This is a genomic window from Pseudomonas sp. gcc21, assembly GCF_012844345.1.
GTDB lineage: Bacteria > Pseudomonadota > Gammaproteobacteria > Pseudomonadales > Pseudomonadaceae > Halopseudomonas.
Genome location: NZ_CP051625.1, coordinates 3294132 through 3315731, shown reverse-complemented (window position 1 = coordinate 3315731; position 21600 = coordinate 3294132). Strand labels below are relative to the sequence as shown.

The window sequence follows — 21600 nt, the reverse complement described above, 5'->3', positions numbered from 1 at the left end:
GCCCGGTTTCATTTCCGACCAATGTGCTCATCGGTAGCGCCTCTGGTCGAGTTGGCGTTCTACCTTCCCGGGAAAGCCTGTCTCATACAAACCTAGGTGTGCGCGATAGGTCGTCGCTCAGCTATTGCCCTCTGCCAGCGCATTCTGGGCGTACTGTTGCCACTGCCGTATCAGATCACGCTGCTCCGCGCTGGCACCGGGTTCGGCCTGTTTGAGGCTGCTCAGCAACTGATCCCACTGACCCTGTTGCAACTGTATGCCCGCCGCGCGCAGCCAGTGTTCGGCCTGTCCGCTGCGGTTGGCAAGCGCCAGCCAGGCAGCATGCGCGCGCTCGTGGTCGCGCGCCTGATGCCAGAGTTGCGCGAGCCGCTCACTGCGCGTTGCATCGCCAGTCAATAACTGCTGATCGAGCAAGGCTTGCAACAGGCGCGCGGCCTGCCATGGCGCGCCAGCTCGCACCTGCAACGCCACCAGATTGTCCAGATCCGAAGGGCTGAAGCGAATGCCCGATTCATAGGCCAGCCGCAATGTCGCTGCAGCCGCCACCTGGCGACCACCCTGACTCTGCACGCCCGCCAATTGTCGCCAGACTTGTATATTGTCCGGTTCACGCTTGAGCAGGACCTTGAGCCAGCGCTCGGCTTCGCGGTAGCGTTCCAGACGCTGATTCATTCCGGCAAGCAACTGATACCAGCTTGACTCCACGCCCGGCTCGGCCGTCACCACCTGCTCGGCTATGGGAATTGCCTTGCTGTACTGCTGCAATTGACTGTAGGCCTGAACCAGCAGGCGCTTCGGCTGATTACCCAGCGGCTGCTGCGCATGCTCGCGCTCCAGCAGGGTTACCGCTTCGCGATAGGCCTCCTGCATGATCAACAGCTGCGCAAGATTGATTCGGTCCTGGCGCGCGGCATCATCGGTCAATTGATCATGCGCCAGCGCCTTGCGCAGCCAGTCGATCGCTTCGGCGTTGCGGTCGCGGGCAATGGCCAGATATCCCAGACGCTGCTCCACCAGCGCACGCTCCAGACTGCCCCCGGCCGACTGCTCCAATGCAGCTTCCAGCCGAGACCGCGCATTGGCATAGTCACCGGAATCCTGCGCCTGTTGCGCAGCGTTCAGCGCGGTGAACACGCCAGGATTGATAGCCTGCTGGGCATGAGCGGTGCCTGTCGACAGCACCACACAGATCCCCATAGCAGCCAGACACTGGCGCAGACAATTCATCGGCGTCCTCCATCAAGTTTGAAGTACAGCGTCTTGGTTGCTTCTCTGGCTACCGGCTGGCCGTTTTCACGTCTGGGGGCAAACCGCCAACGACTCGCCGCCCGCCGCGCTTCGCGATCGAACACTCCCCTGGGCTCAGCGTGGGTTACCCGCAGGTTGTCCACCCTGCCCTCTGCAGTAATAGTGAAGGCCAGCGTCACTTCCCCTTCGATACCGGCCGCCAGCGCCCGCTGAGGATAATTGGGCGGGATGTCATTCAGCGGCGTGACTTCCTCTGACAACGACGGTTCGCCCTCCATCGCCGGTGCGGCTGGCGGCGGTGGAGTGCTTGGAGCCTCAGCAGCGGTCAGCCCCTCGAGTTTCGGAGCGCTGCTCAAGCTGATCTGCGTGTCAATGCTCGGTACCTCGATGTTCAGATCAAGCTCGGCGCTCACCTGGGGCTGCTGCTGTGGCTGTGTCGGTTGCGGCGTAGGCTCCGGCGGCTGCGGTCGTTCCGGCGCTTCGCGCGGCTGACGCTCGCGGCTTTCGCTACTGGTATCGCTGACACTGCGCACGAAGCTGACCCGCGCCAGCTCCTGATCAGGCGTACTGTCATCACGCGGCGGCATCACCAGCACCACCATCAACGCGAACAATGCCAGGGCCACCAGCAGCGCCCCGAAAAAACTCAACAGCAATCGCATCAGCGATTTCCGCTGCCGGCGGTGGCAGCCAGTGCGACATCCTGCACCCCGGCCAGTCGCACCTGATCCATGACCTGAATCACCAGACCGCTGCGCGAGTCCTGATCGGCCTGCACCACCACGCTGCTGTCGGGCTGGTCTACACGCATACGTTCAACCGCAGCCCGCACCGCGCGGATGTCCACCTGCTGGCCATCCATCCAGATTTCACCGTTCGGGCTGACGGCAATCAGAATGTTGCCCTTGGGCTGTTCGGAGGCGCTCGCCGCGGAGGGTGTCTGCACGGTAATTCCGGCTTCCTTGATGAAGGAGCTGGTGACGATGAAGAAGATCAGCATGATGAAGACGATATCCAGCATCGGGGTCAAATCGATCCCGGCCTCTTCATCACTCATTGCGGTATGTCTGCGCATGCGCATAAAAATCGATCCTAGTCGTGACGCAGTTTGTCGGTGAGCCGCTGAAACGCGCGACGGGACTGTTGATCCAGCCGGGCCAGGCAGAACAGCCCGCTGATGGCGATGACCATTCCGGCCATTGTCGGAACGGTCGCGCGGGAAACCCCGGAGGCCATCGCGCGTGGGTTGCCGTTGCCGCTCAACCCCATGACATCGAACACCTGAATCATTCCGGTCACCGTGCCCAACAGACCCAGCAACGGACACAGAGCAATCAGCACCCGCACCATGGGTACGCTGCGGTTGAGCCGCATTTGCGCCTGGGATAGCCAGGCGGTACGGATATGCCGCGCGGCCAGGCTGCGTCGTTCGGACCGCGCCAGCCAATCGCTGCGAAGCGCGCGGGCTTCCCGGGGAAACACCCGGGCAAGAAACCAAAGCCGTTCAAGCATCAGCGTCCACAGCAGGACAGTGGCGAACAGGATGGCCCACAGCACCCAGCCGCCGCTGTCAAAAAAGTCCTGCAGGTGCAGCAGGCCTTCACTCACCCTTGCGCTCCTCGCCGCCCAGATGCAGGGCTATGAGACCCGCACTCTGCTGCTCAAGCACCTGAATCAGAGCCTTGCTGCGCGCTGCGACCAGACCATGCAGGAACAGCAAGGGAATCGCCACGACCAGGCCCAACACTGTGGTAACCAGCGCCTGGGAAATACCCCCAGCCATGAGCTTCGGATCGCCCGTGCCGTACAGGGTGATTGCCTGGAAGGTGGCGATCATACCGGTCACGGTGCCCAGCAGACCCAGTAACGGCGCGACGGCGGCCAGCAGTTTGATCAGCCCCTGCCAACGATCGAGCTTGGGCGTTTCCTTGAGAATGGCTTCGTCCAGTTTAAGCTCGAGTGTTTCCAGTTCCTCGAGCTTCGGCTGGCTGCCGATGACGCCCAGAACGCGGCCCAGCGGGTTGTCATCGCTCAGCCGATCCAGATTGTCTATCTGCCGGTCGACCCGCGTATTGGTGCGGTGCAGCCATACCAGCCGGGCCAGTGCGAGCAACAAGCCGAGCACGCCCAGCGCCATGATCACGTAACCCACAACGCCGCCCTGTCGCACTCGCTCCAACAGGGATGGGGTCAGCTGGATTTGCTGGACGACGTTGCCGCGGCTCGGGTCGACATACAAATCTGCCAGCGTGTCTCGCGGCGCGACGAAGTCTTCAACCAGGCCGCGCCTGGCAGGCTGGCGCGGCGCGACCAGAAGCCGGTCGGCCTCGGGTTGATAGATGAGATAGTGATCATCCTGCAGCGCAGTGAACGGGCCTATGCTGACCACCGGCAGGGTTTGCTGCTCACCGTCCAGGCCAACCACAGGTGCTTCAAAACGGCTGACCTTGCCGCTGGCTGTCATGTCTTGCTGGAGCGTGAACCAGAACGCTTCCAGTGATTCGATGGTAGGAATGCCGCGGCTTTGCGATAACGCCTCCAGCTGATCCATGCGCTCGGGAAATTGCAGATTCAGCAGAGAATCCTGCCACTGGCCCTGGGTATCGCCGGCAATCTGCCGGACCACGCCGAACAGTTCGCCAAGATTGCCGCTGCGCTGGGCGAGCTCGGCTTCGCCCTCGGCCAGCGCCGTTTCAAGCTCATCGAACTCGGCCTTCAGCCGATCAGCCTCAGCCTGAACTTGCGCCAGCTCGGCTTCAGCCGCTTCAACTTTTTCCTGCTGCTGGTCGCGCTCGGCGATAAAGGCTGATTCGCGAGCCTGCATGGCCTGCTGTTCCTGGCTACGCACCTCGCGGATATCGCGCAGGAGCTCATCGAGGCTGACCGGTTGAGCCAGGGCAAAGGGTGTCAGCGTGACAAGGAGACAACTGATAACCAGACGCTTCATTGCGTGGCCTCCTGCTGTTGAACCGGAGGCAGGGGTAATCGCAGCATGACCGGCGTCTGTTGTTGGTGGGCGATACTCAGCCCCTGTTGCAAGGTGCGGTGGTAATCATCCGACAACGCAGACCACTGTTTGCTCTCCGCGTCCCAGTAGCCCTGGCGGCGACCGTCCAGCGTCTGATAAAACAGCATTACCCTGCCCAGCCGCAGGAAATCCACGACACGCTGGCTGCCGTCCACTTCCAGCGGCCCGCGCCAGGCTTCCAGGGTGCGGCCGTAATCACTTTCGATCTGATAGGCCTCAAGCACGCGGCGGTACTTCTCCGCCACGCTCACATCGGGCTGCGCCATCAAATCGCGCAGCTGCGCAAGGCGCTCGTTACGCTCATCGAGCTGGAACGGGACATCAAGCGCAACGAAGCTTTCCAGCGAATCGAGCATCCGCTGCAGCATCGGCAAGACTTCCCGTTGCGTTTCCTCGATGCTGGCCAGTTGAGTCTGTAGCGATTCGAGCTCACTGCGCTGAGTCTGAACCATCTCAGACAGCTGCCGGTTGTAGTCAGCGAGTTGCTCGCGCTGCTGTATAGCCTGGCGATAACGCTGCAGGGCGTCACGGGTGGCGTCGTCCAGCGCATCAATTCGTTGTTGAGACTCGCGTGCCTCACCCATGAGTCTTTCGCTTTCAGACAGTGCTTGGTCGCCGACATCCTGCGCCAGCAACGCACCTGGCATGCACGCCAGTATCAATAACCAGACAGCCTTCATTAAACGTCTCCGAGACGCCGGCTCGATTGAGCTCGACCACAAAAGAGACTCATTATCATCTGTGCATCAACAGACTTCAACCGCGTGTGGCGCCCCGTCGCAGCCCAGTGCGGGCGTCCATTGCTCCAGATCAATGTTTGGAAGATTTGAACCACGTAAAGTCAGCCCATCGATACCTACCCAGGAGTACCCATATGTCACGCTTCGCTACAGTCGCTGCCGGCCTTCTCATCGCTCCGGCACTGCTCGCCGCTTCAGTCGCCCACGCTCACCAGGCAGGCGACGTTATCGTCCGCGCCGGTGCGGTGACGGTTGATCCGCGGGAAGATAGTTCAGCCATTGAAGCAGGCGGAGTGGCTCTCGGCGGCAAGGCAACTCTGGACAGCAATACCCAGCTCGGCCTGAACTTCGCGTACATGCTGACTGACAGCGTCGGGATTGAGTTGCTCGCTGCGACGCCGTTCCAACATGATGTTGGCATCTCCGGTCTCGGGGCCCTTGATGGCAAGCTAGGCACTATCAAGCACCTTCCGCCGACCCTGAGCGCCATCTGGTACCCGATGCAAAGTAACTCGGCGTTCCAGCCTTATGTCGGTGCGGGCGTCAATTTCACTTGGTTCTTCGATGAGGAGCTGAGCAGCAGCAGGGAAGCCGGCGGGTTTGATGGTTTCCGTCTTGACAATTCGTGGGGTCTGGCCGGCCAGGTCGGGGCGGACTTCATGCTGACTGAGAACGTCATGCTGAACGCGCAGGTTCGCTACATCGATATCAGCACCACGGGTAAGACCAGCCTCGGCGGTGCACCGATAGAAGTGGATGTGGACGTCGACCCATGGGTCTACATGGTTGGCCTGGGCTACAAGTTCTGAGCCCAACCTGCCTGCTTCAAGAAAACGGCCGCTGATGCGGCCGTTTTCGTTATGACGACTCGAAGCTTTTCAGCAGCTCCGGCAACTGGGTGCGCCATGACCGCGACTTGATACCGTAGGTCATCAGAATCTTGCGGCTGACCACTGAAGCGTTCTGCGGCTCAAGCCCGGCCATCGGCTGGGTATTGAACGGCACAGGCTGTATCACCGGGTCCTTGTCCAGGCAGTGACTGGCCAACAACTCCTGCGTTACGCTTTGCGCGAAGCTGATCCAGGTGGTGGGCTCGGTACTTCCGTAGTGATAAACCCCATGCACTGGCGCCTCGCAATCCAGCTGCTTGAGAACCGCCAGTATGACCCGAGCCGCATCCACCACAGGCGTCGGGTTACCGCGCCATTCTTCAGCAAGCTGTACCGGATCCTGATGCTGCAATTGGTCAAGCAGCCGCCCGAGCTGCCCGTCCGGCGAGTTATCCAGCAACCAGCTGAAGCGCAGTATCAGATACTGATCACCGGCATCGCGGATCTGTTTTTCCAGCAGCGCCTGCAGCTCGCCTACCGCTTCGCCGGGTGCAGGTTTGTCCCGCTCGGTATAGGTGGCTTTTTTCAGACCATCGAACACTCTGGTACTCGATATCATGAAACGGGTGATACCGCGTGCTGAACATGCCGCGATAACGCCCTCGCCAAATGCCCGCTGGGTGGCGAGCTGCTGTTCATTATGCAGGCTCAGCTGAAACTGCTCATGATAGAAGACCAGATCAATAACGAGGTCAGGCTGAAAGGTGTCGAGGCAATCGTCCAGCGTATCGACCAACCAGCCGCCCTCTGGGGGTTCTGGTGCGTCGATCCTGATTGACTCTGCCGCCGCCTGGGTTAGCAGGGCCTGCCCCAACCGGGACTCCCCTCCAAGCAGCAAAACCCGCATTCGCATCCGCTTGCCCTTGTGTTTACTTATAGGTCGCACATTGTGCAGTGTTTCCCGCGCCCGCGTCACCCTGTTGAACTCGGGCCTATTGGCCCTGCAGATGCCAGCAGGCTCTGGCTAAGCACGGCCCGCGTCAAGCGTAGGTAATCAATGACTGTCGGTCCGGGCGGTCCAGATGCGGAACGCTGTTGAAGCCGCACAGACGCATCGATCGTGAGTTGAAAACACAATGTATCAGTGCCGTGTTACGTGTTTGCAGATTGAGCTCAATCATCGTTTCACAAGGTGCCTGCAGTAACTGGCGCATTATCATGGCGATCGCACCGCCCGAACTTACCGCCAGCACACGCTTGCCAGCACACCGCGACATCAGGTCCTGACGCAGGCGCTGCAGCCTGTCCTCGAAGCATGCCCAGGTTTCCGGCAGCTCGCCTTGGAGTTCGCCCTGCGACCATAAAAGAATGCCCTTGCGCAGCTGCTTGAAAAAATCGGCGATAGCCGGTTTCTCCGGAAGCTTGTCGTCTGGGAACTGCGCGCAATAGGCAGCCCGGATCGAGTGAAAATCGAATTCGTTAAGTTCTTCAAACACTTCGAAGGCCGTGTTCGGCAACCCCATACCCTGACAGATGCCCTCCGCCGTTTCACGGTGACGGACCATGTTGCCGGTCAGAATGTGATCGAATTCCATATCACGCTCACGAAAATATTCACCCAGCAGCCGGGCCTGTTCGTGACCGGTCTCGGAAAGCTTGTCGTAATTGTCGGAACCAAAGGAGGCCTGGCCATGGCGTACAAAATACACTTCGGACATATCCGTCCCGTTCTATAAAAAAGGCAAAAGAAAACCCGGCAACCGAGTCTTCGTCTCGGTCAAACCGGGTCCGGTCTGGCAGTCAACTCCAGTTCAGCGATGAATCCTCAGAACGGAATGTCATCATCGAAACTGTCGTAGTCCGGTGCAGGTTGCTGCGGCGCCTGCTGTGGGCGCTGTTGCTGCTGCGGAGCCGATTGTTGCTGCTGGGGTGCTTGACGCTGGGGCTGTTGGCGCGGAGCCATGCCTTGCTCGCCGCCCTGTGGACGACCATCGAGCAACTGCATCTGGCCGCCGATATCCACCACAATTTCAGTGGTATAGCGCTTGACGCCGTCCTTCTCCCATTCACGGGTCTGCAGGCGCCCTTCGATGTACATCTTCGAGCCCTTGCGCACGTATTCCCCGACCACTTCAGCCAGACGACCGAAGAACACCACGCGATGCCATTCAGTCCGTTCCTGCTGTTGCCCGGTCTGCTTGTCTTTCCAGCTGTCACTGGTCGCAAGGGTCACGTTGGCAACTGCATTGCCATTGGGCAGATAACGCACGTCCGGATCGCCGCCTACGTTACCAATCAGAATTACCTTGTTGACGCCTCTGGCCATCTCACTAATCTCCTGTGTGCTGCCTGATTCAGGCCGGACTCAATACGCTGTCCAGCTGCTCACGATTCAGCACTTGAATGTCTACTTTGATGTATGCAGCGGCTTCTTCCGCCACGATAACCGCCTCAGCCACCCCCGGTACGGCAAGTATTCGCCGGAGCAGATCCTCATCCCTGACTAGCTCGAGGGGCAACGGCAGACGGTAGCTGATTACATAGGCTGGTTGACGCATCTTAACACCAATCAGCAGCCATGAAAGGGCAAGCACGGCGCAGCAGACGAATACCCCGCCAAGCCCATAAGCCCCGTATACCGCGCCGCCGAGCACGCCGCCGAGGGCCGCTCCAATGAATTGGCTGGTTGAGTAGATGCCCATGGCCGTGCCCTTCGCACCCGCCGGGGCGAGCTTGCTGAGCAGGGACGGCAGAGTCGCTTCGAGCAGATTGAAGCCGACGAAATACAGGACTATTGCGGCAACCAGCCAGCCCAGCGACGACATGCTCGCCCAGAGCATCGGCTGCACCAGCGCTAGCAGCAGGATAGCGCCCAACACCACCTGTTTGACCCGGCGCCGACGCTCAGCGTAGATAATGCACGGCACCATGGCGGCAAACGAAATAACCAGCGCCGCGAGGTATACCCACCAATGCTGCTCGCTGGGCAACCCGGCCTGCTCAGTTAGCGCCAGCGGGATAGCAACGAAACTCGCCATCAGAATCGCGTGCAGCACCGCGATGCCATAATTGAGCCGCCATAACTCGGCGTTGCGCAAAGCAGGCAATACCGCGGAACGAACGACGCCTGCGTCGCGGTGGCGCGAAACATGCTGAGCAGGAGCCGGTACAACCAACAGCACCAGGAGCATGCCGGCGATGGCCAACAGACTGGTCACATAGAACACACCCTGCAAACCGGCCGCGCTGGCGATCAGCGGACCGGCCACCATGGCCAGGCCGAAGGAAATTCCGATGCTCATACCGATCATCGCCATCGCTTTGGTGCGGTGCTGATCCCGGGTCAGGTCAGCGACCAAGGCCATAACCGCCGCGGCAATGGCGCCAGCGCCCTGCAATATGCGGCCGGCGATCACCCCCTGGATGCTTTCAGCCTGTCCGGCGACCAGCCCACCCAGCGCAAACAGCACAAGCCCGCCGACAATAACCGGCTTGCGGCCGATACGGTCCGACAACATACCAAAGGGGATTTGCAGAAAGGCCTGGGTAAAGCCGTAGGCACCGATCGCCACCCCTATAAGCAGCGGCGTGGCACCATCGAGCGCCTGACCGTAAATGGCGAGAACCGGAAGCACCATAAACAGTCCGAGCATACGGAAGGCAAATACCGCCGCCAATGATGCAGCGGCGCGGCGCTCGGCGGGCATCATGCTATCGGCCTGGTTCAATGGACACTCCTGCCTGAACAAAAGGTGCGCATTTTAGCATGCTTGCAGGCAGCTTTTGCGAACCTGACACAGGGCTGCCCATGATAGGTATGCCATGTTCCGAGCGTATCCGCTTTTGGCGCGCATGCCATGAGCAACGTATACTAATCAGCTTTGCTGGCCTTGGGTGGATGTACAGTGGATACCATCGTTATTCGTGGGGCCCGTACCCACAACCTGAAGAACATTGACCTCGACCTGCCCCGTGACAAGCTCATCGTCATCACCGGTTTGTCCGGTTCCGGGAAATCCTCTCTGGCGTTCGATACGCTCTACGCCGAGGGCCAACGTCGTTATGTTGAATCGCTGTCTGCCTATGCCCGGCAATTCCTGTCGATCATGGAAAAGCCCGACGTCGACCATATCGAAGGCTTGTCGCCTGCGATTTCCATCGAACAGAAATCGACCTCGCATAACCCGCGCTCGACGGTCGGCACTATTACCGAGATCTATGACTACCTGCGCCTGCTGTTTGCACGGGTAGGCATCCCTCTCTGCCCTGATCATGGCGAACCTCTCGCGGCCCAGACGATCAGTCAGATGGTCGATCAGGTTCTGGCGTATCCCGAGGGAAGCAAACTGATGCTGCTCGCGCCGGTAATGCGTGATCGCAAGGGCGAGCATCTGGCGTTGATTGACGAGCTGCGTGCCCAGGGTTTCGTACGTGCACGGATCAATGGGCGCATCCATGACCTTGATGAAGCGCCAGTTCTGGAGAAGAACCGCAAACACACCATTGAGGTGGTCGTCGATCGGTTCAAGGTCCGCGAAGACCTGCAATTGCGCCTGGCGGAGTCCTTCGAAACAGCCCTGAAGCTGGCCGACGGGGTTGCGATAGTTGCCCCCATGGAGGGTGAAGACGGCGATGAAGTGACCTTCAGTGCCCGCTTTGCCTGCCCGATATGCGGTCACTCGATCAGCGAGCTCGAACCGCGCCTGTTCTCGTTCAACAATCCGGCCGGCGCCTGCAGTACCTGCGACGGCCTGGGGGTAAAGCAGTTCTTCGATGCGCGGCGCCTGGTCAATGGCGAGCTGACGCTGGCCGAAGGCGCGATACGTGGCTGGGACCGGCGCAACGTGTATTACTTCCAGATGCTCAGCTCCCTCGCCGGGCATTACGGCATCGACCTTGATACCGCTTTTGTTGACCTGTCAGACAAACACCGCAAGCTTGTGCTCAACGGTACCGGTAGCGAAAAAGTACCCTTCCGTTACCTGAACGACCGGGGCGACATCGTCAAGCGTGAGCATCCGTTTGAAGGCATTCTGCCTAACCTGGAGCGCCGATACAGAGAAACCGAATCACAGACCGTGCGCGAGGATCTGGCCAAGTTTCTCAGTACCCAGCCCTGTCAGGATTGCCACGGTACACGTTTGCGCCGCGAAGCTCGACACGTATTCATTGACGATCGCAACCTGCCCGGCATTACCACCATGCCGGTCGGCGCTGCGGCCGAATATTTCATGCAGCTGCATCTGCCCGGCAATCGCGGCGAGATTGCCGAGAAAATTCTCAAGGAAATCCGCGCACGGCTGATGTTCCTGGTCAATGTCGGGCTGGATTACCTGAGCCTCGACCGCAGCGCCGACACCCTGTCGGGCGGCGAAGCACAGCGTATCCGTCTGGCCAGCCAGATTGGTGCAGGCCTGGTCGGCGTTATGTACATTCTCGATGAACCCTCAATCGGCCTGCACCAGCGCGATAACGAACGGCTTCTGGGTACCCTTATTCATCTGCGCGATCTCGGGAACACTGTCATCGTCGTCGAGCATGACGAAGACGCCATTCGCATGGCCGACTATGTCCTGGATATCGGCCCCGGTGCCGGTGTGCACGGCGGCCAGGTAGTCGCGCAGGGCACGCCCGCTCAGGTGATGGAACACCCTGACTCGCTGACAGGCAAATACCTGTCCGGCCGCGTCAAGATACCCGTGCCGGCCGAGCGGCATCCGCCGCGCAAGGATGAATGGCTGCGCCTCAAAGGGGCCTGCGGTAACAACCTGCAGAACGTGAATCTGGAGATTCCGATCGGTCTGATGACCTGTGTGACAGGTGTCTCCGGCTCAGGCAAGTCGACCCTGATCAACAACACGCTGTATCCGATCAGTGCCACCGCTCTCAATGGTGCCACGACGCTTGAGGCTTCGCCCTACGACAGCTTCGACGGCTTGCAGCACCTGGACAAGGTGGTTGATATTGACCAAAGCCCTATCGGCCGCACGCCGCGCTCCAACCCGGCCACCTATACCGGGCTGTTCACACCGATACGGGATCTGTTCGCCGGCACCCAGGAGGCGCGCTCGCGGGGTTATAAAGCCGGGCGTTTTTCCTTCAACGTCAAGGGCGGACGTTGCGAAGCGTGTCAGGGCGACGGGCTGATCAAGGTAGAGATGCACTTCCTGCCGGACATCTACGTGCCCTGCGACGTATGCAAAAGCAAGCGCTACAACCGCGAGACACTGGAGATCAAATACAAGGGCAAGAACATCCACGAAGTGCTGGAAATGACTATCGAGGAAGCCCGTGAGTTCTTTGATGCGGTGCCATCGCTTGCGCGGAAATTGCAGACGCTGATGGATGTAGGCCTGTCCTATATTCGTCTGGGACAGTCGGCGGTCACGCTGTCTGGCGGCGAAGCGCAGCGGGTAAAGCTGGCCCGGGAGTTGTCCAAACGGGATACGGGCAAGACCCTGTACATCCTCGACGAACCAACCACCGGGCTTCACTTTGCGGACATACAACAATTGCTGGATGTGCTGCATCGTCTGCGTGATCACGGCAATACCATTGTGGTGATCGAACACAACCTCGATGTGATCAAGACAGCCGACTGGCTAGTGGATCTTGGCCCTGAAGGCGGCTCCAAAGGCGGCCAGATCATCGCGACCGGGACGCCAGAAGATATCGCCAAGGCCAAACATTCCCATACCGGACATTTCCTTGGTCCATTGCTGGAACGTGATAGTTAGGGGCTCCAACCGCATCTGGATTCGACCGGGGCGGCTGCCCGCCAGCGCCCCGTATCTCTTCTGTTCAACTAAGGGCTGCTGACCCGCTCACGGGCTGGTCTGCTCCCTTCTCCTCGACACGTCGCCCTCTCGTCTGCAAGCAATCGGGAATAGACCGGCGGGTCTATCCCTGCCCCGCCTTCGCTCGACCATAAACAGAAGCACAGGCCCGATATCAGAAAGCTATATCTTCACCGTGCGCTGGAGATGCTCTACTACGCTTGAACAGGCGCCGCCACCTGCTGGCGGTGTCGACTAAAGCCGTTCCCGTAACAAATAAAATAATTCAGGAGAGGTTTATGTATCCCCGCTCGCAATTCCCCCCTACCCGCTCGCCACGCTTCCTGCGCGCGCGAGGGCTGACGCTGGCTCTGATTACCAGCACGCTCTTGCTTGGCGGCTGCCTTGATGATGACGACGATGATAATGACACCCCAATTCCCGACAGTACTGCTGAGCTGACGTTGCCCAACGGACAGATCAAAGGGATTGTCAAAGGCAACTCCCTGGTTTGGTACGGCTTGCCCTATGCACAGCCGCCTGTCGGCGAGCTGCGCTGGCGCGCGCCGCTGCCACCGAATGACTGGGACGAGACTCTTGATGCAAGCAAACGCGCTGAAGAGTGCGTACAAGCCGAAACCACTCAGCGCTGGGAGCGAACAGCCAGAATGGTGGGCAGCGAAGATTGTCTTTATCTCGACGTATACCGCCCGCAACGCCCTGACTATCAGAACGAAGAGTTGCCCGTTTACGTGTGGATCCATGGCGGCTCGAATAATTTCGGAACCACCAAACAATACGACCTCGAGGCCCTCGCTGAGCGGTCTGATGTAGTCGTAGTCGCGGTGCAATATCGGCTCGGACCGCTGGGCTGGTTTTTCCATCCTGATGTCCAGACCGGGGGTGCAGACGCGCTGTCCGATTCCGGAAACTTCGGCACGCTTGACCACATCCGTGCGCTGGAATGGATTCAGGATAATATTGCCGCGTTCGGAGGTGATCCGCAGAATGTAATGATCACCGGCGAATCAGCCGGTGGGCATAACGTCCTCAACCTGATGGTCTCCGAACAAAGCACCGGGCTTTTTACACGGGCGGTGTCACAGAGCGGTTCAATGAACACGCGTTCTACCGAAACCGCAAGAGCGTCGGCTAACGCGCACATCGAATGGGTAATTCGGCTTCGGGAAGACCGAAAGACGCCTGATGCGCCTATCACCGCTGAGGCAGCAGAAGCGATGCGCATCAATATGGAAGCCGCGGGCACCCTGGCGGATTATCTGGCAGAGACAGATGGACGCGACTTTTACCAGGCTGTATTCAATTACGACCGGCTTGCAGCATATGGGGCGATCGAGGACGGCACCGTGGTCCCCCAGGGCGGCTGGATGCCGGCGTTCCGTTCCGGGAACTTCAATAATGTACCGGTGATTCTCGGGGCCAATCAATACGAGCAAAAGGCATTCATGCCGCTATACGGTGCAGCCATCAAACCGCTTGGTATTCCATCTGGCGAGCATTCGTGGATGGACCTGATTGATGTCGCACATGGGGAAAGCGATCTGTCGCTGGATACCGTGTTGCCTACCGCTCAGGACAAAGCGGTGTACGAGATGACGGGTTATTACGGCGGCCAGGCCTGGCGTGCAAAATACGTCGACGAACTGGCTCAGGTCATTTCAACTCACCAACCGAACACTTACGCCTATGAGTTTCGCTGGGGAACCGAGGCGGGGCCCTCGCCCTTTGATTTCATCTACGGTGCGGGCCATTCAGCCGAAATACATTTCTTTTTTGGAAGCGGCGACGGATTGTTCGGACTTCCTTTCACTGAAACCAACAGGCCTGGCAGAGAAGAACTGGAGGACGCCATGATGGATTACCTGGCCGATTTCGTCAGGAACGGAAATCCGAACGGCGAATTCAGCAGTGACCAGCCCAGCTGGTTGAGCTGGAACGAGGCGACTGACGAGGAAAAGCTGATCGTATTCAACGCAAACGAGGATCAAGCGCTCGTCGAAAGAACGGCAGCGACGTCTCTTGCACAGGTGGACAGCGCGTGGACAGAGGCTATGACCACGGCGGGTCTGGTCCCAGCGCAACAGAACACGCTTCGACAGCTGTTTGGCCAGTCGCCCCACCCGCTTCCATAGCACCCTATGCACCGGAAAAGAAGAGCCCGCATTCGCGGGCTCCTCTTTTATCTCAGCGCTTCAACGTCTTTTACACAGGCACTTCTGACATCGGCAGAGCCAAGGCCTCAGCGACTCCTCGTCCATACGCCGGGTCGGCCTTATAGCAGTGAGTGACGTGACGAACCATGATATGCCGATCGGCGCCATTCATGGCCCGCGCGGTATTCTGAAACAAACGCTGCTGTTCTTCCGGTGACATCAGACGGAACAGGTTTCCCGCTTGAGTGAAATAGTCGTCATCATCTGCGCGGTAGTCATAGCGCGCCGCAGCGCCTTCCAGGGCGAGTGGCGGCTCGCTGAAGTCAGGCTGCTCCTGCCATTCCTGATAGCTGTTCGGCTCATAGGCAATGCGGCCGCCCTGGTTACCATCTACCCGCATGGCGCCATCCCGGTGGTAGCTATGGAACGGGCAACGCGGTGCGTTGACCGGGATCTGGTGATGGTTTACCCCTAGACGGTAGCGCTGTGCGTCACCGTAAGAGAACAGCCGGCCCTGCAGCATACGGTCTGGCGAGAAGCTGATGCCGGGCACCACGTTGGCCGGAGTAAAGGCTGCCTGTTCGACGTCCTGAAAATAGTTGTCCGGGTTACGGTTAAGCTCGAAATAGCCGACCTCGATCAAGGGGTAGTCACCCTTGGGCCATACCTTGGTCAGATCAAAGGGGTGGTAAGGCACCGTAGCGGCGTCCTTCTCCGGCATGATTTGCACGTACATTGTCCAACGCGGGAAGTCCTTGCGCTCGATGGCTTCATACAGGTCGCGCTGCGAGCTTTCCCGGTCACCGGCGACGATGGCAGCCGCCCCTTCATCGGTGAGATTCTTGATACCCTGCTGGGTCTTGAAGTGGAACTTGACCCAGTAACGCTGGTTATCGGCACTGATAAAGCTATAGGTGTGCGACCCGAAGCCGTGCATATGGCGATAAGAGGCAGGGATACCCCGGTCACCCATGACATACGTAATCTGATGCAGCGCTTCGGGCAGACTGGTCCAGAAGTCCCAATTGTTGTTAGCGCTACGCATGTTGGTGCGCGGATCGCGCTTGATCGCATGGTTGAGATCGGGGAATTTCAGGGGATCCCGGAAAAAGAAAACCGGCGTATTGTTACCCACCAGGTCCCAATTTCCTTGCTCCGTATAGAATTTCATGGCAAAGCCACGGATGTCCCGCTCCGCATCAGCAGCTCCGCGCTCCCCGGCGACCGTGGAGAAGCGCACGAACATTGGCGTCCTCTTCCCTACGCTAGAAAAAATACGGGCCTTGGTATAACGCGTGATGTCGTGGGTAACAACAAACTCGCCGAAAGCGCCTGAGCCTTTCGCATGCATCCGCCGCTCTGGTATCACCTCGCGATCAAAATGCGCAAGCTTCTCGAGGAACCAGACGTCCTGCAGCAACATCGGACCGCGCGGCCCAGCTGTCATTGAATTCTGATTCTCGGCAACCGGAGCACCGGCTACGGTGGTGAGTTTGGGTTTGTCTGTCATGGGGAAACTCCTGAGGCTGTCCATCATTCGGTGCGTCCGGTGCGGTGTTCCGCCCTTCTGCGTGAGAGCGATGATAGGTAAACAAACGCAGCGACCCCAATGACATAAATCAACGCAGCTAATAGAAAAAATTTAGGCAAAAAAAAGCCGGATCCAAGGATCCGGCTTTTCTCACACGCTTCAGGTCTTACTCGTCAGCAGCTGCGCTCAGCTCCGGACGATCAACCAGCTCCACATAGGCCATGGGAGCCGCATCACCAGCGCGGAAGCCGCACTTGAGAATACGGACATAGCCACCGGGACGCTCGGCATAACGCTTACCCAGGTCGTTGAACAGCTTACCAACCGCTTCCTTGCTACGGGTACGGTCAAATGCCAGACGACGATTGGCTACGGTGTCTTCCTTAGCCAGGGTGATCAGCGGCTCGGCCACACGGCGCAGTTCCTTCGCCTTTGGCAGAGTCGTTTTGATCAGTTCGTTCTCGAACAGCGACACCGCCATGTTTTGAAACATGGCCTTACGGTGTGAGCTGGTCCGATTCAGGTGACGACCACTTTTACGATGACGCATCTCTCAATTCCTCGGTGTCGAGACGATCAGGCCGAAACCTTGTCGTCCTTCTTCAAGCTTGCAGGCGGCCAGTTGTCCAGACGCATACCCAGTGACAGACCACGTGAAGCCAGGACATCCTTGATCTCGGTCAGGGATTTCTTGCCCAGGTTCGGGGTCTTCAGCAATTCCACTTCGGTACGCTGGATCAGATCGCCGATATAGTAAATATTTTCTGCTTTCAGGCAGTTGGCCGAACGTACAGTCAACTCCAGATCATCAACCGGGCGCAGCAGGATCGGATCGATTTCGTCTTCCTGATGTTCGATCACTGGTTCGTGATCGCCTTTCAGGTCAACGAAAGCGGCCAGCTGCTGCTGAAGAATGGTAGCAGCGCGGCGAATAGCTTCTTCGGGATCCAGCGTACCGTTGGTTTCCAGGTCGATAACCAGTTTGTCCAGGTTGGTACGCTGCTCAACACGAGCGCTTTCCACTACATAAGCCACACGGCGAACCGGGGTATAGGTAGCATCAAGCTGCAAGCGGCCGATCGAGCGGCTCTCATCGTCTTCAGACTGGCGAGCATCGGAGGGCTCATAGCCCCGACCGCGTGCCACAGTCAACTTCATGTTCAGGACACCATTGTCAGACATATTGGCAATGACGTGATCCGGGTTAACGATCTCTACGTCATGGTCCAACTGAATGTCTGCGCCGGTGACCGGCCCCTGCCCTTTCTTGGAAAGGGTCAGGGTCACGTGATCACGGCCGTGCATCTTGATCGCCAACCCTTTCAGGTTGAGCAGGATCTCGATGACATCTTCCTGTACGCCTTCGATGGCGCTGTATTCATGCAAAACGCCGTCGATTTCCGCCTCTACCACGGCACAACCGGGCATGGAGGAGAGCAGAATGCGACGCAGCGCATTGCCCAGGGTATGGCCGAAACCACGCTCAAGCGGCTCAAGGGTAATCTTGGCACGCGTAGGCGAGCTTTCCTGTACGTCAATGTGACGTGGTGTTAGAAACTCGGTAACCGAACTCTGCATGGGGGCACCTTTTGCTTACTGACGCTTACTTGGAGTAAAGCTCGACGATCAAACTCTCGTTGATGTCGGCGTACAGGTCACTCCGTGCAGGCAGGGCCTTGAAGACACCTTCCTTTTTGGCTGCATCAACTTCAAGCCAATCGGACTGACCACGCTGTGCAGCAAGTTCCAGAGAACCGCTGATACGCAGTTGGTTCTTTGCCTTTTCGCGAACAGCAACCACGTCACCCGGAGACACCAGGAACGAAGCAACATTGACGGTCTTGCCGTTGACGCTGATCGCTTTGTGCGAAACCAGCTGACGCGCTTCCGCACGCGTTGAACCGAAGCCCATACGATAAACAACGTTATCCAGACGACGTTCGAGCAACTGCAGCAGGTTTTCGCCGGTCGCACCCTTCAGACGGGCAGCTTCCTTGTAGTAATTGGCGAATTGACGCTCCAGGATGCCGTACATCCGACGGACTTTCTGCTTTTCACGCAGCTGGGTGCCGTACTCGGACAAGCGGCCACGACGCTGGCCGTGCACGCCCGGAGGACTTTCCAGCTTACACTTTGAGTCAAGGGCGCGAACACCGCTCTTGAGGAAAAGATCGGTGCCTTCGCGACGAGACAGTTTACATTTGGGACCAATATATCTAGCCATTTCCGTCTCCTGGTTACACGCGGCGCTTTTTAGGCGGACGACAGCCGTTATGTGGGATGGGGGTGACATCGGTGATGCCGCTGATCTTGTAGCCACAAGAGTTCAGGGCACGAACAGCCGATTCACGACCCGGGCCTGGGCCCTTCACATTAACGTCGAGGTTTTTCAGACCGTATTCCAAAGCAGCCTGACCAGCACGCTCAGCTGCGACCTGGGCAGCAAAAGGTGTGCTTTTACGCGAACCACGGAAACCGGAACCACCAGAAGTCGCCCAGCTCAGAGCGTTGCCCTGACGGTCGGTGATGGTGATGATGGTGTTATTGAAAGACGCGTGGATGTGGGCAATCCCATCGACCACCGTCTTTTTTACTTTCTTACGAACACGAGCAGCAGGCTTAGCCATATCTGTATTTTCCTTCGCGATTACTTACGGATCGGCTTGCGTGGGCCCTTACGGGTACGCGCATTGGTCTTTGTGCGCTGGCCGCGGACCGGAAGGCCCCGACGGTGGCGCAGACCGCGATAGCAGCCCAGATCCATGAGACGCTTTACGTTCATGTTGATCGCACGACGCAGGTCACCTTCAGTGTTGCTCTTGCCCACTTCGGTGCGTAGCAGATCAACCTGCTCCTCGCTGAGATCCTTGATTTTTGCATCCGGTGCAATACCGGTTGCGGCACAGATCTGTTGTGCCTTGGTCTGACCGATACCAAAGATATAGGTCAATGAGATAACAGTATGCTTGTTATCCGGGATGTTGACGCCTGCAATACGGGCCATCCAAATTTACTCCGTCTGACAGCTACTCTGACTCAACCCAAAACGAACACGAGCTGTGTGTGAAAAAGGGTGCAGTAGGGTAGCGCTAACAAAAATAAAAATCAACCGCCCAGCCAGTTATCTGGCCGGGCGGCGGTTATCCTGAGACGTAGTCATCAATCAACGGGAAGGAATATTAACCTTGACGCTGCTTGTGACGGGGCTCAGCACTGCAAATGACCCGGACGCTACCATTGCGACGGACCAATTTGCAGTTACGGCAAAGCTTCTTGACTGATGCTGCAACTTTCATAACCGACTCCTAGAACCTTCAGATTCTCAGCGCAGCATGCCGCTGCCGTAGCCTTTGAGGTTCGATTTCTTCATAAGAGACTCGTACTGCTGAGAAACGAGGTGCGATTGTACTTGGGACATGAAGTCCATCACAACAACAACAACGATCAACAGTGACGTCCCACCCAGGTAGAAGGGAACATTAGCCGATACCACCAGGAATTGCGGCAGCAAACACACCGCAGTCATGTACATGGCACCAAACATGGTCAGTCGAGTCATCACCCCGTCGATATAACGAGCTGATTGCTCGCCAGGACGAATGCCGGGGATAAACGCGCCAGACTTTTTCAGGTTTTCAGCCACATCCTTGGGATTGAACATCAACGCTGTGTAGAAGAAGCAGAAGAAAATGATCCCCGCACTAAACAGAATGATATTCAAAGGCTGCCCTGGAGCGATTGCCTGCGACAAACCCTGCAGCCAACCCATGCCTTCGCCCTGGCCGAACCAGGTTCCCAGAGATGCCGGGAACAGCAGGATACTGCTGGCAAAGATCGCTGGAATCACACCCGCCATGTTGACCTTGAGAGGCAAATGACTGGTCTGAGCAGCGAACACCTTGCGACCCTGCTGGCGCTTGGCGTAATTGACAGTAATCCGACGCTGACCGCGCTCAACGAACACCACGAAGGCAATCATTGCCACTGCCAGCAAAGCGATCGCAATCAGTGCGAAGATATTGATATCGCCCTGACGTGCCGCCTCGAATGATTGGCCGATAGCGCTTGGCAACCCGGCAACAATACCGGCAAAAATCAGCATGGAGATACCGTTACCGATACCTCGCTCAGTAATCTGTTCGCCCAGCCACATCATGAACATGGCGCCCGCTACGAAGGTCGTTACCGCTACAAAGTAGAAGCTGAACCCCGTATCAAACGTCACGCCCTGCCCGGCCAGACCAACGGACATACCGATCGCCTGGATGAATGCCAGTACCAGAGTCAGATAACGGGTGTACTGGCTGATCTTGCGACGCCCGGATTCACCCTCTTTCTTCAACTGTTCCAGCGACGGACTAACCGCCGTCATCAGCTGCATGATAATCGACGCAGAGATGTACGGCATGATGCCCAGAGCGAAGATACTCATCCGCTCCAGGGCACCACCCGAGAACATGTTAAACAGGCTAAGTATGGTTCCCTCGTTCTGCCTGAACAGGTCAGCCAGTCGATCAGGATTGATACCAGGCACAGGTATGTGTGCCCCGATGCGGTATACGATGATCGCCAGGAACAGGAAGCGCAAGCGCCCCCACAGTTCCGTCAGGCCGCCTTGCTTCATTCCAGAGAGAGCGCCTTGCTTAGCCATTTAGTCCTCGATCTTGCCGCCAGCTGCTTCGATCGCTGCACGCGCACCTTTGGTGGCCATCAGCCCTTTGATGTTGACCGCTTTGGTCACATCACCGGAAAGAACGACCTTGGCACGTACAAATTTGTTGCCAATGATGTTGGCATCTTTCAAAGCCTGCAGGTCAATCACGTCGACGTCCAGCTTGTTAAGCTCACTGGTACGGATTTCAGCGGTGACCATCGCGATTCTGGAAGTAAAACCAAACTTCGGCAGACGGCGATGCAGCGGCTGCTGACCACCCTCGAAGCCCGGAGCAACGGTGCCGCCCGAACGCGAGGTCAAACCCTTGTGGCCGCGGCCGGCCGTCTTGCCCAGGCCGCTACCGATACCACGGCCGACGCGCAGCTTTTCACGGCGTGCACCCGGCGCGGAACGCAGATCATTCAGTTTCATGTCTTAACCCTCAACCCGGACCATGTAGGCGATCTGATTGATCATCCCACGAACAGACGGGGTATCTTCGACCTCGACGGTGTGATTGATACGGCGCAGACCCAGACCCTTTACGCAGGCTCTATGATTAGGCAGACGACCGATTGCACTCTTGTACAAGGTGACTTTGATTTTTGCATTAGCCATT

At 58.2% G+C, this 21600-nt stretch carries 23 protein-coding genes; 3 read left to right on the top strand and 20 right to left on the bottom strand.

Annotation, left to right across the window (positions count from 1 at the left end):
• Positions 1-117: 117 nt before the first annotated feature.
• From HG264_RS15345 to HG264_RS15320, 6 genes are read right to left on the bottom strand one after another with little or no spacing between them, the layout of a single operon-like run.
• Positions 118-1227 carry a hypothetical protein gene (locus HG264_RS15345; protein WP_169408424.1) on the bottom strand — a complete coding sequence of 370 codons (1110 nt, stop codon included), beginning with the start codon at positions 1225-1227 and terminating at the stop codon, positions 118-120.
• Positions 1224-1910: an energy transducer TonB gene (locus tag HG264_RS15340; protein WP_169408423.1), complete on the bottom strand. Its 687-nt coding sequence runs from the start codon at positions 1908-1910 to the stop codon at positions 1224-1226. The genes HG264_RS15345 and HG264_RS15340 overlap by 4 nt, the downstream gene beginning before the upstream one ends.
• The gene (locus HG264_RS15335) at positions 1910-2329 is read right to left on the bottom strand and encodes a biopolymer transporter ExbD (RefSeq protein ID WP_169408422.1); all 420 of its coding nucleotides are present in this window, start codon (positions 2327-2329) and stop codon (positions 1910-1912) included. Before HG264_RS15335 ends, HG264_RS15340 begins: the two co-directional genes overlap by 1 nt.
• A gap of 11 nt (positions 2330-2340) precedes the next feature.
• Positions 2341-2856, bottom strand: a complete 516-nt coding sequence (locus tag HG264_RS15330) for a MotA/TolQ/ExbB proton channel family protein (protein ID WP_256663695.1) — start codon at positions 2854-2856, stop codon at positions 2341-2343.
• A complete protein-coding gene (locus HG264_RS15325) occupies positions 2849-4195 on the bottom strand; it encodes a MotA/TolQ/ExbB proton channel family protein (RefSeq protein WP_169408421.1) in 1347 nt (448 codons plus the stop codon). Before HG264_RS15325 ends, HG264_RS15330 begins: the two co-directional genes overlap by 8 nt.
• Positions 4192-4956: a DUF3450 domain-containing protein gene (locus HG264_RS15320; RefSeq protein WP_169408420.1), complete on the bottom strand. Its 765-nt coding sequence runs from the start codon at positions 4954-4956 to the stop codon at positions 4192-4194. The genes HG264_RS15325 and HG264_RS15320 overlap by 4 nt, the downstream gene beginning before the upstream one ends.
• Positions 4957-5150: 194 nt before the next feature.
• Here HG264_RS15320 and HG264_RS15315 point away from each other — a divergent pair, with 194 nt between their 5' ends.
• Positions 5151-5825: an OmpW family protein gene (locus HG264_RS15315; RefSeq protein ID WP_169408419.1), complete on the top strand. Its 675-nt coding sequence runs from the start codon at positions 5151-5153 to the stop codon at positions 5823-5825.
• 49 nt (positions 5826-5874) lie between these two features.
• Here HG264_RS15315 and HG264_RS15310 read toward each other — a convergent pair whose 3' ends face one another.
• The 4 genes from HG264_RS15310 to HG264_RS15295 all read right to left on the bottom strand — a co-directional run bounded on the left by HG264_RS15310 (position 5875) and on the right by HG264_RS15295 (position 9556).
• Complete coding sequence (locus tag HG264_RS15310) at positions 5875-6759, bottom strand: sugar nucleotide-binding protein (protein ID WP_169408418.1); 885 nt, start codon at positions 6757-6759, stop codon at positions 5875-5877.
• Between the two features lie 127 nt (positions 6760-6886).
• The gene (locus HG264_RS15305) at positions 6887-7564 is read right to left on the bottom strand and encodes a histidine phosphatase family protein (RefSeq protein WP_169408417.1); all 678 of its coding nucleotides are present in this window, start codon (positions 7562-7564) and stop codon (positions 6887-6889) included.
• A gap of 107 nt (positions 7565-7671) precedes the next feature.
• The gene (gene ssb / locus HG264_RS15300; protein ID WP_169408416.1) at positions 7672-8172 is read right to left on the bottom strand and encodes a single-stranded DNA-binding protein; all 501 of its coding nucleotides are present in this window, start codon (positions 8170-8172) and stop codon (positions 7672-7674) included.
• 28 nt (positions 8173-8200) lie between these two features.
• Positions 8201-9556 carry an MFS transporter gene (locus HG264_RS15295; protein ID WP_169409164.1) on the bottom strand — a complete coding sequence of 452 codons (1356 nt, stop codon included), beginning with the start codon at positions 9554-9556 and terminating at the stop codon, positions 8201-8203.
• A gap of 195 nt (positions 9557-9751) precedes the next feature.
• Between HG264_RS15295 and uvrA the strand changes: the two genes are divergently transcribed.
• Positions 9752-12583: an excinuclease ABC subunit UvrA gene (gene uvrA / locus HG264_RS15290; protein WP_169408415.1), complete on the top strand. Its 2832-nt coding sequence runs from the start codon at positions 9752-9754 to the stop codon at positions 12581-12583.
• Between the two features lie 338 nt (positions 12584-12921).
• Complete coding sequence (locus tag HG264_RS15285) at positions 12922-14775, top strand: carboxylesterase/lipase family protein (RefSeq protein ID WP_169408414.1); 1854 nt, start codon at positions 12922-12924, stop codon at positions 14773-14775.
• Between the two features lie 70 nt (positions 14776-14845).
• Here HG264_RS15285 and HG264_RS15280 read toward each other — a convergent pair whose 3' ends face one another.
• The 10 genes from HG264_RS15280 to rpmD form a co-directional block, all read right to left on the bottom strand.
• Positions 14846-16306 carry a catalase gene (locus tag HG264_RS15280; protein ID WP_169408413.1) on the bottom strand — a complete coding sequence of 487 codons (1461 nt, stop codon included), beginning with the start codon at positions 16304-16306 and terminating at the stop codon, positions 14846-14848.
• 187 nt (positions 16307-16493) lie between these two features.
• A complete protein-coding gene (gene rplQ, locus HG264_RS15275; protein ID WP_169408412.1) occupies positions 16494-16877 on the bottom strand; it encodes a 50S ribosomal protein L17 in 384 nt (127 codons plus the stop codon).
• 26 nt (positions 16878-16903) lie between these two features.
• Positions 16904-17905, bottom strand: a complete 1002-nt coding sequence (gene rpoA / locus HG264_RS15270) for a DNA-directed RNA polymerase subunit alpha (protein WP_150302333.1) — start codon at positions 17903-17905, stop codon at positions 16904-16906.
• 25 nt (positions 17906-17930) lie between these two features.
• Positions 17931-18551 carry a 30S ribosomal protein S4 gene (gene rpsD, locus HG264_RS15265; RefSeq protein WP_169408411.1) on the bottom strand — a complete coding sequence of 207 codons (621 nt, stop codon included), beginning with the start codon at positions 18549-18551 and terminating at the stop codon, positions 17931-17933.
• Between the two features lie 13 nt (positions 18552-18564).
• Positions 18565-18954, bottom strand: a complete 390-nt coding sequence (gene rpsK, locus HG264_RS15260; protein WP_022962893.1) for a 30S ribosomal protein S11 — start codon at positions 18952-18954, stop codon at positions 18565-18567.
• A gap of 20 nt (positions 18955-18974) precedes the next feature.
• A complete protein-coding gene (rpsM, locus tag HG264_RS15255) occupies positions 18975-19331 on the bottom strand; it encodes a 30S ribosomal protein S13 (protein ID WP_150302331.1) in 357 nt (118 codons plus the stop codon).
• Between the two features lie 175 nt (positions 19332-19506).
• On the bottom strand, positions 19507-19623 hold the full coding sequence (gene rpmJ, locus HG264_RS15250; protein WP_084672050.1) for a 50S ribosomal protein L36: 117 nt from the start codon (positions 19621-19623) through the stop codon (positions 19507-19509).
• Between the two features lie 26 nt (positions 19624-19649).
• Positions 19650-20978: a preprotein translocase subunit SecY gene (gene secY, locus HG264_RS15245; RefSeq protein ID WP_150302330.1), complete on the bottom strand. Its 1329-nt coding sequence runs from the start codon at positions 20976-20978 to the stop codon at positions 19650-19652.
• The gene (gene rplO, locus HG264_RS15240) at positions 20979-21413 is read right to left on the bottom strand and encodes a 50S ribosomal protein L15 (RefSeq protein ID WP_169408410.1); all 435 of its coding nucleotides are present in this window, start codon (positions 21411-21413) and stop codon (positions 20979-20981) included.
• A 3-nt stretch (positions 21414-21416) separates the two neighbouring features.
• On the bottom strand, positions 21417-21599 hold the full coding sequence (rpmD, locus tag HG264_RS15235; RefSeq protein WP_169408409.1) for a 50S ribosomal protein L30: 183 nt from the start codon (positions 21597-21599) through the stop codon (positions 21417-21419).
• Between the last annotated feature and the right edge of the window lies 1 nt (position 21600).

What these genes read in the sequence shown, in the direction of transcription:
- HG264_RS15345 (WP_169408424.1), bottom strand. Translation starts at nt 1,227, where the DNA reads ATGAATTGTCTGCGCCAGTGTCTGGCTGCTATGGGGATCTGTGTGGTG.
- HG264_RS15285 (WP_169408414.1), top strand. Translation starts at nt 12,922, where the DNA reads ATGTATCCCCGCTCGCAATTCCCCCCTACCCGCTCGCCACGCTTCCTG.
- rpsK (WP_022962893.1), bottom strand. Translation starts at nt 18,954, where the DNA reads ATGGCTAAGCCTGCTGCTCGTGTTCGTAAGAAAGTAAAAAAGACGGTG.
- HG264_RS15295 (WP_169409164.1), bottom strand. Translation starts at nt 9,556, where the DNA reads ATGATGCCCGCCGAGCGCCGCGCCGCTGCATCATTGGCGGCGGTATTT.
- rplQ (WP_169408412.1), bottom strand. Translation starts at nt 16,877, where the DNA reads ATGCGTCATCGTAAAAGTGGTCGTCACCTGAATCGGACCAGCTCACAC.
- rplO (WP_169408410.1), bottom strand. Translation starts at nt 21,413, where the DNA reads ATGAAACTGAATGATCTGCGTTCCGCGCCGGGTGCACGCCGTGAAAAG.
- HG264_RS15335 (WP_169408422.1), bottom strand. Translation starts at nt 2,329, where the DNA reads ATGCGCATGCGCAGACATACCGCAATGAGTGATGAAGAGGCCGGGATC.
- HG264_RS15340 (WP_169408423.1), bottom strand. Translation starts at nt 1,910, where the DNA reads ATGCGATTGCTGTTGAGTTTTTTCGGGGCGCTGCTGGTGGCCCTGGCA.
- HG264_RS15305 (WP_169408417.1), bottom strand. Translation starts at nt 7,564, where the DNA reads ATGTCCGAAGTGTATTTTGTACGCCATGGCCAGGCCTCCTTTGGTTCC.
- rpmJ (WP_084672050.1), bottom strand. Translation starts at nt 19,623, where the DNA reads ATGAAAGTTGCAGCATCAGTCAAGAAGCTTTGCCGTAACTGCAAATTG.
- rpsD (WP_169408411.1), bottom strand. Translation starts at nt 18,551, where the DNA reads ATGGCTAGATATATTGGTCCCAAATGTAAACTGTCTCGTCGCGAAGGC.
- ssb (WP_169408416.1), bottom strand. Translation starts at nt 8,172, where the DNA reads ATGGCCAGAGGCGTCAACAAGGTAATTCTGATTGGTAACGTAGGCGGC.
- HG264_RS15325 (WP_169408421.1), bottom strand. Translation starts at nt 4,195, where the DNA reads ATGAAGCGTCTGGTTATCAGTTGTCTCCTTGTCACGCTGACACCCTTT.
- rpsM (WP_150302331.1), bottom strand. Translation starts at nt 19,331, where the DNA reads ATGGCCCGTATTGCAGGCGTCAACATCCCGGATAACAAGCATACTGTT.
- HG264_RS15310 (WP_169408418.1), bottom strand. Translation starts at nt 6,759, where the DNA reads ATGCGAATGCGGGTTTTGCTGCTTGGAGGGGAGTCCCGGTTGGGGCAG.
- HG264_RS15315 (WP_169408419.1), top strand. Translation starts at nt 5,151, where the DNA reads ATGTCACGCTTCGCTACAGTCGCTGCCGGCCTTCTCATCGCTCCGGCA.
- rpmD (WP_169408409.1), bottom strand. Translation starts at nt 21,599, where the DNA reads ATGGCTAATGCAAAAATCAAAGTCACCTTGTACAAGAGTGCAATCGGT.
- secY (WP_150302330.1), bottom strand. Translation starts at nt 20,978, where the DNA reads ATGGCTAAGCAAGGCGCTCTCTCTGGAATGAAGCAAGGCGGCCTGACG.
- rpoA (WP_150302333.1), bottom strand. Translation starts at nt 17,905, where the DNA reads ATGCAGAGTTCGGTTACCGAGTTTCTAACACCACGTCACATTGACGTA.
- HG264_RS15280 (WP_169408413.1), bottom strand. Translation starts at nt 16,306, where the DNA reads ATGACAGACAAACCCAAACTCACCACCGTAGCCGGTGCTCCGGTTGCC.
- HG264_RS15320 (WP_169408420.1), bottom strand. Translation starts at nt 4,956, where the DNA reads ATGAAGGCTGTCTGGTTATTGATACTGGCGTGCATGCCAGGTGCGTTG.